This window comes from Ruminococcus sp. AF20-12LB (genome assembly GCF_003478985.1).
Taxonomy (GTDB): domain Bacteria; phylum Bacillota; class Clostridia; order Lachnospirales; family Lachnospiraceae; genus Blautia_A.
In genome coordinates this window covers 1-13,278 of sequence record NZ_QUGH01000021.1, presented here as the reverse complement: position 1 = coordinate 13,278, position 13,278 = coordinate 1, and the positions used below count along the sequence as shown (strand labels likewise).

Annotated in this window: 15 protein-coding genes; 12 read left to right on the top strand and 3 right to left on the bottom strand. The window is 30.1% G+C overall.

Going from position 1 to position 13,278, the window contains the following annotated elements; translation table 11 throughout:
- Window positions 1-82: 82 nt before the first annotated feature.
- Genes DWX61_RS17795 through DWX61_RS18825 form a run of 3 tightly spaced genes read left to right on the top strand, consistent with a single transcriptional unit; the run spans window position 83 to window position 1,574 of the window.
- Entirely contained in the window at window positions 83-562 is a 480-nt protein-coding gene (locus DWX61_RS17795; protein WP_118401252.1) for an RNA polymerase sigma factor, read from the top strand.
- The gene (locus DWX61_RS17790) at window positions 555-1,160 is read left to right on the top strand and encodes a hypothetical protein (RefSeq protein ID WP_118626617.1); all 606 of its coding nucleotides are present in this window, start codon (window positions 555-557) and stop codon (window positions 1,158-1,160) included. Before DWX61_RS17795 ends, DWX61_RS17790 begins: the two co-directional genes overlap by 8 nt.
- A gap of 51 nt (window positions 1,161-1,211) precedes the next feature.
- Window positions 1,212-1,574 carry a hypothetical protein gene (locus tag DWX61_RS18825; RefSeq protein ID WP_015543472.1) on the top strand — a complete coding sequence of 121 codons (363 nt, stop codon included), beginning with the start codon at window positions 1,212-1,214 and terminating at the stop codon, window positions 1,572-1,574.
- A gap of 142 nt (window positions 1,575-1,716) precedes the next feature.
- On the opposite strand, the gene DWX61_RS17785 is transcribed toward DWX61_RS18825, so the two are convergent.
- The 3 genes from DWX61_RS17785 to DWX61_RS17775 form a co-directional block, all read right to left on the bottom strand.
- Window positions 1,717-2,334: a PBECR4 domain-containing protein gene (locus DWX61_RS17785; protein WP_015543473.1), complete on the bottom strand. Its 618-nt coding sequence runs from the start codon at window positions 2,332-2,334 to the stop codon at window positions 1,717-1,719.
- Window positions 2,335-2,641: 307 nt separating this feature from the next.
- Entirely contained in the window at window positions 2,642-4,303 is a 1,662-nt protein-coding gene (locus DWX61_RS17780; RefSeq protein WP_118401250.1) for a relaxase/mobilization nuclease domain-containing protein, read from the bottom strand.
- Between the two features lies 1 nt (window position 4,304).
- Window positions 4,305-4,712 carry a plasmid mobilization protein gene (locus DWX61_RS17775; RefSeq protein WP_118401249.1) on the bottom strand — a complete coding sequence of 136 codons (408 nt, stop codon included), beginning with the start codon at window positions 4,710-4,712 and terminating at the stop codon, window positions 4,305-4,307.
- A gap of 372 nt (window positions 4,713-5,084) precedes the next feature.
- Between DWX61_RS17775 and DWX61_RS17770 the strand changes: the two genes are divergently transcribed.
- The 9 genes from DWX61_RS17770 to DWX61_RS17730 all read left to right on the top strand — a co-directional run bounded on the left by DWX61_RS17770 (window position 5,085) and on the right by DWX61_RS17730 (window position 13,211).
- Entirely contained in the window at window positions 5,085-5,825 is a 741-nt protein-coding gene (locus DWX61_RS17770) for a sugar phosphate nucleotidyltransferase (protein WP_118401248.1), read from the top strand.
- Complete coding sequence (locus tag DWX61_RS17765; protein WP_118401247.1) at window positions 5,815-7,116, top strand: glycosyltransferase; 1,302 nt, start codon at window positions 5,815-5,817, stop codon at window positions 7,114-7,116. The genes DWX61_RS17770 and DWX61_RS17765 overlap by 11 nt, the downstream gene beginning before the upstream one ends.
- Window positions 7,117-7,229: 113 nt before the next feature.
- Window positions 7,230-8,291 carry a radical SAM protein gene (locus DWX61_RS17760; RefSeq protein WP_182432143.1) on the top strand — a complete coding sequence of 354 codons (1,062 nt, stop codon included), beginning with the start codon at window positions 7,230-7,232 and terminating at the stop codon, window positions 8,289-8,291.
- Window positions 8,281-9,324: a radical SAM protein gene (locus DWX61_RS17755; RefSeq protein WP_118401245.1), complete on the top strand. Its 1,044-nt coding sequence runs from the start codon at window positions 8,281-8,283 to the stop codon at window positions 9,322-9,324. Before DWX61_RS17760 ends, DWX61_RS17755 begins: the two co-directional genes overlap by 11 nt.
- Window positions 9,314-9,778, top strand: a complete 465-nt coding sequence (locus DWX61_RS17750) for a hypothetical protein (protein WP_117481528.1) — start codon at window positions 9,314-9,316, stop codon at window positions 9,776-9,778. The genes DWX61_RS17755 and DWX61_RS17750 overlap by 11 nt, the downstream gene beginning before the upstream one ends.
- Window positions 9,778-10,647, top strand: coding sequence for a PqqD family protein (locus tag DWX61_RS17745; RefSeq protein ID WP_118401244.1), 870 nt, complete (start codon window positions 9,778-9,780; stop codon window positions 10,645-10,647). The genes DWX61_RS17750 and DWX61_RS17745 overlap by 1 nt, the downstream gene beginning before the upstream one ends.
- A 76-nt stretch (window positions 10,648-10,723) precedes the next feature.
- Window positions 10,724-10,906: a hypothetical protein gene (locus tag DWX61_RS17740; RefSeq protein ID WP_117801575.1), complete on the top strand. Its 183-nt coding sequence runs from the start codon at window positions 10,724-10,726 to the stop codon at window positions 10,904-10,906.
- 138 nt (window positions 10,907-11,044) lie between these two features.
- Complete coding sequence (locus DWX61_RS17735; protein ID WP_118401243.1) at window positions 11,045-12,682, top strand: ATP-binding cassette domain-containing protein; 1,638 nt, start codon at window positions 11,045-11,047, stop codon at window positions 12,680-12,682.
- A 202-nt stretch (window positions 12,683-12,884) separates the two neighbouring features.
- The gene (locus DWX61_RS17730; RefSeq protein ID WP_117801573.1) at window positions 12,885-13,211 is read left to right on the top strand and encodes a DUF3784 domain-containing protein; all 327 of its coding nucleotides are present in this window, start codon (window positions 12,885-12,887) and stop codon (window positions 13,209-13,211) included.
- Window positions 13,212-13,278 lie beyond the last annotated feature (67 nt).

The following is a 13,278-nucleotide window of genomic DNA, read 5'->3' as shown; positions in this document are numbered from 1 at the left end:
AAAAAATACTATATAAAGTTGTCACCTTTTGGAATTCTGAAACGTTTTACTGTAAAGGGACTAAAGTTGGGAGGTGAGAGGCATGATTGAAACATCTTCAGTTGAGGAGATATTTCAGAAATATGGAGAAATGATGTATAAACTATGTATTGTAATGCTTAAAAAAACGTATGATGCGGAAGACACGGTGCAAGATGCATTGATAAAATATATGCTAAAAAAGCCTCTCTTTGAAACCTATGAACACGAAAAGGCATGGTTAATTAGAGTTACAATAAATCTTTGCAAAGATAAATTGCGTTTTTATAAACAACATCCACATATAAATATTGAAACAATTAAGACTACATATCCTGAGGATAGTATAGATAGTCAGATATTTGATGTCCTTTTAGAATTACCATCTAAATATAAGGCGGTGCTTTTTTTATATTATGTAGAAGGATATAAATGTTTTGAAATAAGTAAGATTTTGAAAATTACAGAATCGACTGTGAAAAAGCGTTTGGAACGGGGACGAAATTTATTAAAAAAGAATTTGGGAGTGAATGAGTGTGGATAAAAATATAATTAAAAAGGCTGTGACAGGAATCGAATTTACGGAAGAATCGAAGCAGAGAATATTTGAGGGATTTGAAAGAAAAAAAACTCTGAAAAAAAATTTTTATATGAAAAGAATTACAGTTGGAGTAATTGTAACAGCTATGTTATTTTTATGCGTGTTCATGAATATTATGTTAAAAAATAAAATGACAATTACTGTTTATGCAATGACACAGGATGGAAATGTGAAAAGTTCCGTTTTAATTCCGGAGCATAAAGAAACATTACAATTGATGGAAACACCGGTAGGAAATGGTTATATTTTTCAAATAGATATACCAGAAAATTATATGTATGAATGCAAATCATTAGGAAAAGAAAGCAATATTTTTACGATTTACCAGAATGAAAAAAATATATACTGGATTCCTGAGAAAAATATGCTTGGTCAAATCTATAGTAATGAAAATGAGAAGTTAGCAAATAATACTCCAGATTATGTAGACGAATGTGAATTTGAAATAGTAGTTTATGATGAAAGTAAAGAAATTTCATATAGTGAAATTATAAAATTTGAATTAATAAATGAAGAATGTATTGTTATGTTAAAGCAGTAAACTGCTGTTGGAAATATCCTATTAATACTTTAGAAAGAGAGCTGATTGGTTATGAGAAGAAAAACAAAAGTGTTATTTATGGCATTGAGTATGTGTTGCATGTTGCTTATAAATTCGTCATATGTAATGGCAGCAAATCCTGATAATAACTTTTCAAAAATGGAAGAAAAAGTTGATGGGAAAATATATAATGAAAAAGGAGATGTACTGAATTTATCTTATATTGAATTTAAAAGTAGTTGCACGCATGCTTCTGGTAATCGTGTAACTGATACTGTATGGCAGCATAGACATACTGGATCAAGATGTGATGTATATAAAGCAAATGCAACATGGTGTAAAAAATGTAATACTATTTTAAAATATAATAGTGCTTGGGTGTATTCATATACACATTACGGATGTAACAAATAAATATTTACGGATATTTCCTGGTGGAGAAAATAGAATAATATTATTTATATAGAAAAAAGAACTTTAGAAAGATGGTGCATAGCACCATCTTTTCATGTATTACAGAAGAATATAAAAAACTTAAGTACCTTACAGATATATGCTACTCTGGTTTGGTGAGATAGTCATATTCTTTCGGAAAGGTAATGGTATCCCAGTCGATTTTTTTGGCCTTATAAACTAATTCCTGATAAGGGGAAGCTGAATTTTTTCGACGATATGTAGCGATTACCTGCTGTGAAATTTTAGTAACTGTGCGAATATCTGTATTCAGTACTGTATTTGGCACATATTCAGCACGATGAGTTTTTACAAAACCAAGGCAGGCTTTTACGCCACCAGCTAATTTTTCTGTATATAATTTTGGATTGCATCCGTTAAAATCTCCAACCATTTTAGCTGATATATTTTTAAGCATAAGTTGTGGAAGAATTTCAAGTTTTAACTGAGTAGTTCCATCAGATGCGAAGGAAAAATCTTCAGGACTTAATTTATGGTTTAAACAGCGCTTGTAAAAATCAGTAGCAGTAGTGCCATCAATTAATTTAATGCCTGTAAGGTGAAGAAAATTATATGGATAAAAACTTACTTCCAGAGAAGAAATATGTTTATGCTTGTCTTTTAAAATAAATAAGAGCTGATAGCCATTGAGATTTTCTTCGTATTTGGCAGCACAATCTATAATGATAGAAATGGCCTGCTGTTTGTTGTATTTTGTCATATTATGACCTCTGCAATATGTATAAAATATTTAAAGGGAGATTACAATACCGTAGCATTGTGCATCTCCCTTATAGACTGATTTTTCTGTTGTCCGCCAACACTCCAGCCCATATGTCTGGCTTTGCTTTCAGGTTTTTCTGTTGCCTGCCAACTCTCCGATTCATGTTCGGCTTTCGTTTCGGATTTTAGGTGTCAGCCACACCAACAGGATGTCGCCTGTTTTCCTATTCATAGTATATGCGAAAAAATGAATTTAGTCAACGGAGAAAGTGAAAAATAATTTGGAAAATTTTTTATCGAGATTTTTAACGGAAACAAGAATGTTCTTGTGATGTTTCGTGCAGAGATTCCTGTATATGTGGATGATTAAGAATGATATCCACATTGGAGCATACTGTACGAAGTTCACGTTCATATTCACGCCGGGAGTTAAATTCATCTCGCTGTACTGTCTGCAATTCTGTTAAACGACTCTTTTCCTCACGCAACATTTTCAGAGTAGGGAGTTTTTTGCCCTGTGCTTTTTCTTTGAGTATTCGGAGAGAAGACTCATAAAGGGTGAGTTCTGCCCGGTGATCTTCATAAAATTTTTCTTTATTTCGACTTTTTCGGTAATCGAAATAGATGGATTTATTGGCAAGGTACTGTCCGGTGTAATGAATCTGTTCATTTATACTTTTTAAAGAGTCATCTGTGGATTTCAGAGTATTTCTGGCATCAGTGCTTTGGGCAGAGGCATTGGAAAGGGCAGTATCTAAATCTTCCTTGCTCTGGAAACCATGTTCCTGTACATAGGCAACTGTCTGAGCCATCATCTTAAGATTAGACAGCTTTACTTTTTGTGCGTATGCCTGACTTTGCTGTGCCTTGATACAGTGCTGTAAATCTGTTACAAGTCGTAAATCAGATTTTATAAAAAGGAAAGAGTGTGTAGTTTCGTCAGTTTGGACAGAAGCTGACGATTTTGACTTTTCTGAAAAATCTGTAACTGGTCTGTCAGTAGAATGTGACTTTTCTGCGTGTTGCTTGCTGGAGTTATCCTGGAATACCTGCAGAAGATGATTTTCTTCATAAAGCGTTCCAAGATTTCTTCCGGTGATGTATTTTTGACGATTAGGATGCAGGTAGCTGTATCTGCCACGACTGACTTTAAATGTAATATTATATTTTTCAGACAGCAATCTGGAAAATTCTTCTTGTGATGTTGCCTGTGAAGCAACCGTATCAATCGCATCACGAAGGTATTGCTTCTCTGTTTGAAAGGTCGTCTGTCTTGGAGTAAGTCCTTTCTTTTTCAGTTCTGCATTGTGTTCATCGAGCTTTTTTTGACCTCTGCGTTTTGCCCAGTATTCTTTTTCAGATATTTTTCTTTCAGCAGGTGTCAGAAGATCTACCTGGTTTAGTCCATTGGAATGACACATATCCATAACTTTTTGTTTTAAGTAAATTCGGTATCTGTCAGAAAGATGATGTTTGTATCCAGCTTTTGAATCCCGGTCAAATTCCATATAGGGCTGTGGCTCGGTATCATACTTTCGCACACTGTTGATTACAATATGTACATGAATATTTCCACTGCCATTATGACCATCAGTGTGGGTGCAGACAAGAGCCTGGTGCCCAGGAAAATTCTCTCTGGCATATTCTACGCCAAGTTTCTGTGCCTGCTCTCCGGTCAGACCATGTTCTTCCTGATCTTTAGGATCAAAGCTGATGATGTAGTGATGCGACTTAATCTCATTAAAAGACTGATTTTTGTGAAAGAAAGCGTTAGTTTCCCGACATTCCGCATCAAATGTAAACGGATCACAGTTTATACCATCCAGATAATATTCTTCACGAAGAAACATATTCCCATTATCATCAAGAATTGGTTTTTGCGTATATTCATCATGTTGGAAAATCAGATAGCGTTCAGCTTCTCCATAGTCGGCATTCTTGCTTGCAATATGTTTCAGGATTGCCATATTAGTTTTCTCCTGTGTTATTTCTATTATTTGCATTGACAGTGGTAAAATCTCCAGCCAGTTTTATTACTTCGTATTTTAATTTATAAATTTCAGCAATGCTCTTTTTGATTTCGTTACGCATTTCCTGGGAATGGAGTCCACCAGTATTAAAGTAACGAGCTATTTGGTTCAGATTGCTACCAATCTTTCCAAATTCAGCAATTAATTTCTTTAACTCCGATAGATCTGCCACAATTTCATATTTCACAATTACTTTTTTATTTGTTATCTGTTTACGGACATACTCTGCTAACGGGAGGCTTGCTGCTTTTGCATTTTCTGCAATTATTTCATATTCAGTATTGGTGAGACGGAGCATGATATGACGAGTATGCCGTAAGTTTTTATCTTTTTTAGGTCGTGCCATTTTATAGTTCCTTTCAAAATAAAGATATTTCTATATATAAAGCCGATTTGAAAATATCAGGCGGTAACACAATAAAAATATTTATGGATTTTTCGTGATAGATATGATCACGATGCGACTGTTTTTTTACAGGAGCCAAGTATGCATATTAGTGAAAACTGTATTATCTGAGGGTATGGGGAGCAGAATCCCCATCAAGATTGCCAGATAGTCGAAAGTCACGAAGTGAGTTTTGAGTTACTCAGGCGAAACTTGCTCTTAATTTGTTACAGTAAAAGTACAGATTATTACAGTTATTTATTTATATAAATTTTGTCTGTTAAAATAAATATGTAGATAAGAAATAGGGTAGGATTTTATAGAGGAAGAAAAATGAAAGCAGTAATACCAGCAGCTGGAGAAGGAAAAAGATTTAATAAGGATTCTACTTATATGCATAAATGTCTTGTACCAATTAATGGTAAAGCTTTATTGCTATACACTTTGGAAAACCTTACAAATATAAAAGAAATAACGGAATGTATAGTTATTATTGGAGAGAATCATGAAAAGATTATAGATACTATTGGAACAAAAGTTAATGATACGCCGATTTTGTTTTGTAAACAAAAACAATCTGTAAAAGGAGTTGTCGGTGCAATAGAAAGTGCAGTGGAAGAGATTGGCAATGATGATTTTATCTTGGTGTTAGCAGATGAATTTGTATATGAAAATAATTATGCAGAGGCGATTGAAAAATTTAAAACAAGTACTAACGAATGTATGGTTGGATTATACTATGAGAAGTACTTGGAATATGTAAAAAAAAATTATACATTTATAAAGTCTCCAGATGGTTTTCTGTATAATTTTATAGAAAAACCTCAGATTGTTTATAATAATTGCAGTGGAACCGGTAATATTATATTTAAAAATACAGTGTTAGGTGCTATTAAGAAAGTTAAAGAAAATAAAGAGCGACATGAAAAAGAATTAGTTGACTTATTAAATTTAATTTGTGCTACGGGGAAAATACAATCTTTTGTTGTGGGAAATTATTATTGTAATGTGAATAATATGAATGATTACTTGCGAATAATTGAGTTTTTAGAAGGTGAAAGAAATGAAAAATAACACTATTTTCTTTTTAACGATTCCGTTATACGGGCATGTATTTCCTGTGCTTGATGTAATAAATAAAATTGGAAAAGAGGGATATAATACATATTGCTTTGTAAATGATTTTTTTGCAGAGTACATTAAGAATGATAATGTGAGTGTTATTTGCTATCCAGAAAAAGTAATTGCTAATTTTAATACAAAAAGTAGTAATTTACTTGAAGATGAACATATTTCTTATTATCACTTAAATTATACAAGTAATAATATAGAATGGAGTGCTATTTCTTCAAAATACTTATATGAATATATGTATGATTATATGATGAAGTATGTGAAAAAATATAATCCTCAAGTAATAATATATGATTCATTGGCAAAATGGGGCGGTCTGTTAGCAAAAAAATTTAATATACACAGTATTGCAATAGAAGTAGCGACAGATATTGAAGAAGCAAATTGTTTTTATGAAAAATTTTATAATGAGGTGGTTCTTGAAGAAATTAGATTGGATGAGGAACAGGGGAAAATAAAGAAAAATGAACTTTTAGAAATAAATAATTGGAATGAATTTTTAGAATACTATGACAAAGTGCAAATGTATGTCTATAGAAAATTTAAGACATTAATGAATTTTAATGAAAGAAAAATATTACCAGACAAACTATTTGTATACAGTACTAGAAATTTGTATGAATCATATTCAAATCATATGAAAAATGTTGAATTTTGTGGATACGATAGTAATATTTTGTCTCAGCTAGATTTAAAAGAGAAGTCGGGTGCTTATGTGACTAGGGGAACATCTATAGACTATTATTCCCAAAATATATTAAGAAATATTTTAAGTGAAATAAAAAGTATGGACATAAATATAGATATAACTGTTGGTAATGATAAGAAGGTAATGGAAAGATTAAGCGCAGAGTATGAACATGTAAGAAACATACATTTTTATAATTTTGTGGATCAATGGAAAATGTTAGCAAATCATGAAATATTTATATCACATGGGGGATTGTCTGGAGTACGAGAAGCTATCTTATGTGAAACACCGATGATTGTATATCCGTCAAATTATCATGATTATCAAGTGGGATTAGCTATCGAAAGAAATAATATAGGGATTATGATTAAGGATAGAAAATTGTCACATGGTAATACATGTGAAGTGAAAAATGCAATATATAAGATATTATCAACAGATCGGTATACAAAAAAAATAAAAGAAGTTAAAGAGGAATTTACTGATTTATACAAGAAAGATAAAATAATTAGTTATTTGAATGAAATAAGAATCAATTAATAAAAAAGAAAAAAATGAGTGAATTGCAGAAATGCACTTCATCTCTAAGAGTATAGCATACAGACCTTGGAGATGATCTATAAATACTACTATATTATATGAGGAGGAATAACATGACAAATTTTTTTGCAGCCGGAATTGATGTAACAAATAAGTGCACATTAAAATGTCTACATTGTTTTAATTCTAGTGGAGGTTTAAAAAACCAGAGAATGGATGAAATGAGTGATGAGGAATTAGAAAGAATGGCATATGATGTAATTGATTGTAGGCCAGTTTCTATATGCATGTGTGGAGGAGAACCACTTTTAAGAAAGGAAAGTATTTATAAGATTGCAAATTATTCAAAGAACACTTGTGTTGATGTGAATATGGTAACAAATGGAGAGTTAATGACTAAAGAAATTGCAAAAAAGCTTTGGCAGTCAGGAATATCTAGTATACAAGTTAGTTTAGACGGTAGCACAGAAGAAGTGGTGGACTGGTTACGAAACAAAAAAGGAGCATATAAAAATGCAATAAATGCAATAAAATATCTGGATGATACAAGACAGGAATTGGGTATAAATAGAAAAATATCCGTATCATTTATTCCGCATAAAAAAAATTTTGAGCAGTTAGAAGAAGTTATATATTTGTGTGAAACTCTCAATGTTGACTCGTTTAGAGCACAACCCTTAATGCTATTAGGGCGTGCAATGGATAATTTAAATACATACAAATTGAACTACAAGGAATACCAAATAGTGGCTCAAAAAATAAGTAAAAAAAATAGTGAAAACCAGTCTATGGGTAAAAAAATGGATTTGATATGGGGAGATCCAATTGATCATTTGTTAAATGATGATATAGATCACGGAAAATTTACACAAATTAGTGCAAATGGAGATATATTAATTTCTGCTTATATACCAATTGCTATTGGAAATATTAAAAAACACAAATTTAGTGAATATGTAAACAAAAATTGGGAGGAAGTTTGGAATCATAGATTATTTGCGTATTTAAGAAATAAGATGGTTTCACCTGAAAAAATGAATTTAGGTGGCATAGAAGGAATGCCGGAATTGGGATATGGAAAAATTTTATTTGATATTTTGGAACCTGAATGGAGTCAAGAAATGGACAAGTTTTATTTGAAATTGATAAGTGAAGAGAGGAAAAATGAGAGGTAGTGATATAAATATAGATATAACAAGAAAATGTACACTAAAATGCAGACATTGCTATAATCACAGTGGAGAAATGAACAATGATGAGTTAGCATCAGATGAATTATTTCGCATAATGAATGATTTAGCTTCTACTAGACCTGATAATTTTTGTATTTGTGGAGGGGAACCTTTATTAAAAAAAGAAATAATTTTTCGATTTATTGATCACCAAAAAAAAATAAATAGCGAAATGAATATTGGAATGGTAACAAATGGAGAACTGTTAACGGAATCTATTAGTGAAAAATTAATTTATTACGGATTAAATAATATTCAATTTAGTATAGATGGAGCTACAGAGAATTCACATGATTGGTTGCGTAATAAAAAAGGTTTATTTGAAAATTTATTACATACAATTATGCAACTTAATATTCTTAGAAGAAAAGCTAAATCAGATATTAAAATTTCAGCAGTATGTTGTCTTAATAAAAGAAATTACGAAGAATTGCCAAAGATAATTGAGTTATGTACGCGTTTGGGCATTGATATCTTACGTGTACAACCTTTAATGAAGATGGGAAGAGCTAAAGAAGGGTTAGATGCGTATAGTTTAAGTAAAAATGAGTATATACAAGCCGCTAATTATTTATTGGTTAACCGATATAAAAATATTCAAAAAGACGGAATTTCTATTGAATGGTGTGATTCATTAGAACATTTATTTATGGAACAACTAGATTTTATCCAGGTTAATGAAAAAGGTGAACTTTTGTTAAGTCCATATATTCCAATTATAATTGGGGATTTAAAAAAACATAGTATTTCAGAATATTTAAAGAAAAACTATGGAGAATTATGGAATCATCAATTAATAAGAACTTTTAGAAAAAATATAGGTTCTGCTAATGAAATAATACTAGGAAAAGATTTTCCAGCAGAAGTAGGAATGAATTACATGAAATTTGATGTATTTAGTGAAGAAAATATGGAACAAATGAATAAATGTTATGCAGAGCTAATTAAGAGCTATGGAGGTCAAAATGTATTGTGAAATTTTAAGTGATAAAGTTATTGATATTTCAATGTTTATAAAAGAAAAATGTGTTAGTGAAAATTGTAATTATATATATAGTGTGGATTTTAATTCTAATGAATATAGTTCACGTTGGTTAAGAAAACGTTTTTTTGATCATGAATTGGTTGCATTTGCAGACATTCAAAACGATGAGATTAAAGATATGATTTTAATTGAAAAGAAACAGTGCGAAGACTTGAGCTATTGCAATCTTCTAATTTTTCCGTGGAATAAAAAAACATTATTAAATTATGCTATAGCTGAAATCTATAAAGAAAATCATCAACTAACGAAGTTAAAATTAGTTATAGTGAAGCGGGACTTAAATAAATGTAATATTGAAGAGTTAGGCTTTGAACTGGAATTGTGTATTAGAAGATTCAATAATAGTTGTAGAGATATTGTATCATATGCATATATGATACAGTAATGTTAAAAATATGGGATGATGAAAGTTACGGAATGGAGAGAAATATGAATAGAAGCACATCAGAAGTAATGAGAAATTCAAGACCAATCAAAATGGATGAGAATATGCGTAATATTAAAGTAGAAGGAGATAATAGTTTTTCTTTTGTTTCAACATTTTTTAGTGTTTTAGGCAGGATAATGATTAATAAAGCTGCTTTTAATATTCTGGAATACTGTGACGGAGACAATAGTGTGCAAGATATTTGTCATCTGTTAAACACAAAGTACGATATAGATGAAGACATAATTTATAAAGACGTTGATAAAACATTACAGCTATTTTGGAGATTAAAGGTTATTAAAATGACAGGAGAAAATTATTTGCTTGACAGGTTTGTCTACATATCTGACAAACTTAAAATTAAATATTTGCAGTATGAAGAGCTATTAGATCTTGTTTCTAATATAGATAGTTTAAAAGATTCATTGGTTATTGCAGAGGAAGGATTAGGCTTATTAAATAATGAGAATATTCTTAAATTAGTTTGGAGTAGTGGAATTATCAGTGGATTTTCTATGGAAGATAATAATGGAAATGTTGCGAAGATAATAATTCAACCTAATATTAAATATAAAATATTTGAGATTATATACATAGAGGATGAAGATAAGTTACCGGAGAGATGGACAGATATTTTAATAAGTTTCATGAAAAAATTATATCGAGAAACTCTTGAAGCTAAAACATTAGTAGAAGATGGAGAAAAAGTTGTTTTGATATATAAAGCATTTAATAAAGTGGTATTAGATTCTTCATTTAAAGCAATCGGAATACTGAAAAAGGAGTATCAACAAAAAGATGTTTATGTTTATTCCTCTGAACAATAAAAATAAAACATTTTGGATTTAAAAATTATTGAAATATTATAATTTTTAAATAAAAATATTAGAAAGGAGGCTACATATGGAAGATTACGAAAGACCTGAGATCAAAGTAGAAAACTTATCAGGCGATGGACCGTCTACACATTCGGCTGCAATAGGACCTGTAATGGTTGCAGGAGCTGTATATTTAGTGGTTGCCGTGTTTGGTGGAGCTTTTGTGTATTTAACTGCCACATGGAACAATGATTGGGCTTCTGGCTAAAGAAAATTGATTTCAGACATTAAGCAAAGGCGCCTTTTCATTATTTTATATATAGGGAAGGCGTCTTTGATTTTTATTAATAAAGGATTGCTGAGCGTATAGAAAAACAACAATTATTAATTAATAGTGGTGAAAAATATGGAAAATATATCTGATATAAAAAATAATTTATCTTCTTTTTGTGCAAGTATAATAAAATGTAATTTAAAGGGATTTACCTTGATATTATTATTTAGTACCATTATATCAAGTATAGGACTTGCTAATACATATTTGATGTCTCAAATTTTAGATGTTTTATCTCAGGGTGCGACAAAACATATGGTAGTTAATTTTATTATTATTTTTATTATTGTACAATCAGTTAAGGCATTAGTTACATATATATTTCAATATATAGTCATGAAATATAATATGAAGATTTCTAATTCATTAGTAAAAATGATTGTAAACCGCTTACACGGGGTGAAAATTTTAAGTGTGAAAAAATATGATAGCGTCTATTTAGCAGAACGACTTGATTCGGATACAATGTTGGTAACTAATTTTGTGATTTCATCGCTTCCCAGTATTTGTATGAATATAATTATTTTATTATTGGTGTTCAATTTAGTCGTGCTGATAGAGTTAAAGTATGGGATAATCTTAGCTTGTATTTGTGGATTGTATATTTTACTGTATTTATTATTTAAAAATGGTTTATATATAAAGATGCTAAATTACAGAAATGCAAAATCTAGATATTTACAGTCTATTAATGAGCAAATAGCATTTATAGATTATGTACAAATTCATGTTATATATAGAGCATTCTTAAAAAGATTAGAGAAATATTATGATGTATTTTATAAAAAGGGAATTTTATTACAGAAAAATAGCAATTTGTATGTTCTTGTTCAAAGCGTTATATATTTAGTAGGATTTAGTTTGGTGATTTATTTTGCAGGAACTGATTTAGCAAATGGTAGGATAACAGTTGGGCAATTTACTATAATATTTACATATATGGGGATAGCTCTCAGTAATACAAATCTGATATTGACCTTTGGGCAAACATATCAAAACACAAAAACTTCATACAATAGAATAAAAGAATTATATCAATTAGAACTGAGAGAAGATGGTTTATTAAAAAAAGAAACAGTTAACTTTATTGAAGCAAAGGATATTTCTTATATTTTTGAAAATGGAAATGGATTAAATAAAATTTCAGCTGATTTTCAAAAAGGTAAAAGATATCTTATTTGTGGATCAAATGGTGCAGGAAAAACAACATTTATTAATATTTTAATAAGACAGTATAAAAGTCTTTCTGGAGATATATTCATTGATAATATCAATATAAAAAAAATTAATTATGAACAATTACGTTTAAACTGTTTTTCTGTAATGAATCAAGAACAGAAGTTTCCTTCTGTATCTGTAGTTGAGTATATAAACCTATCAAATAATACAGAGTATTCTACTCGTGAAATAATTGATAGATTAATTATGAAAGATATGTACAATATAGCTATGGATATACACGAGGTGTTAGAAAAGGAGACTCAAAATATCAATATGCTGTCTGGTGGTGAAAAACAAAAAGTGGAATTGGTAAAGACCATATTAAAAGATGCGGATGTATATTTTTTTGATGAACCAACAGCACATTTGGATCAAGAGTCTCGAGATGAATATTATCAGTATTTAAAAAAACAAAAAGATAAAATTATTGTTGTAGTTTCACATAATAGTCAAGAGAGGCAATATTTTGATGTTATATATGAAGTATGAGTTTCCAATTTGACAAATTTAATATTTACAAAAATGTTTGAATTATCGATAAAAAGATGGTATATTGAAATAAAAATGAGTTTTATACTGGATAAAATTGAAAGCTTTATTTGTTCTTGGAGGAAGAAGTTAAGAAAAGTGCTATTAGAAAAGTATTGTTTTGAATTGTAAACTTTTATTTCTTACAAAGTGTGAGGTGATTATGATGAAAGATGTTATAGTTGAGCTACTTATAATGGCTTTTTTTCTACTTATAGGTTGTTTATTATTTAATGGAAGAGGCGGATGTTTTATACCGATATACAATGCACTCTCAGAAAAAGAACAGAATAGCTATAACAAGAAAGTGCTTTTCAAAGGAGTGGGCATATGCTATTTGGTATGTTCAATGTCTGTAGGATTAATGATTATCAGTAAATTATTTGAGGTTGTATGGTTGCCATATATTTCAGCTATAGTTATAGTTATAAGTGTTGTACTACTCAACATATGGATGTGTTTGAGTAAAAATATAAGAAACTATAAATGAGCAAGTTCGGGAGTATCCCAAAGTTTGTGTAAACCTTCAAACTGATGTAAGATAGACTTACCAGTTT

Bases quoted from the DNA above. Each gene is read 5' to 3' on its own strand.
- DWX61_RS18825 (WP_015543472.1), top strand. From the start codon at position 1,212: ATGAGAAGAAAAACAAAAGTGTTATTTATGGCATTGAGTATGTGTTGC.
- DWX61_RS17745 (WP_118401244.1), top strand. From the start codon at position 9,778: ATGTTAAAAATATGGGATGATGAAAGTTACGGAATGGAGAGAAATATG.
- DWX61_RS17760 (WP_182432143.1), top strand. From the start codon at position 7,230: ATGACAAATTTTTTTGCAGCCGGAATTGATGTAACAAATAAGTGCACA.
- DWX61_RS17750 (WP_117481528.1), top strand. From the start codon at position 9,314: ATGTATTGTGAAATTTTAAGTGATAAAGTTATTGATATTTCAATGTTT.
- DWX61_RS17775 (WP_118401249.1), bottom strand. From the start codon at position 4,712: ATGGCACGACCTAAAAAAGATAAAAACTTACGGCATACTCGTCATATC.
- DWX61_RS17755 (WP_118401245.1), top strand. From the start codon at position 8,281: ATGAGAGGTAGTGATATAAATATAGATATAACAAGAAAATGTACACTA.
- DWX61_RS17765 (WP_118401247.1), top strand. From the start codon at position 5,815: ATGAAAAATAACACTATTTTCTTTTTAACGATTCCGTTATACGGGCAT.
- DWX61_RS17770 (WP_118401248.1), top strand. From the start codon at position 5,085: ATGAAAGCAGTAATACCAGCAGCTGGAGAAGGAAAAAGATTTAATAAG.
- DWX61_RS17740 (WP_117801575.1), top strand. From the start codon at position 10,724: ATGGAAGATTACGAAAGACCTGAGATCAAAGTAGAAAACTTATCAGGC.
- DWX61_RS17780 (WP_118401250.1), bottom strand. From the start codon at position 4,303: ATGGCAATCCTGAAACATATTGCAAGCAAGAATGCCGACTATGGAGAA.
- DWX61_RS17730 (WP_117801573.1), top strand. From the start codon at position 12,885: ATGATGAAAGATGTTATAGTTGAGCTACTTATAATGGCTTTTTTTCTA.
- DWX61_RS17785 (WP_015543473.1), bottom strand. From the start codon at position 2,334: ATGACAAAATACAACAAACAGCAGGCCATTTCTATCATTATAGATTGT.
- DWX61_RS17795 (WP_118401252.1), top strand. From the start codon at position 83: ATGATTGAAACATCTTCAGTTGAGGAGATATTTCAGAAATATGGAGAA.
- DWX61_RS17735 (WP_118401243.1), top strand. From the start codon at position 11,045: ATGGAAAATATATCTGATATAAAAAATAATTTATCTTCTTTTTGTGCA.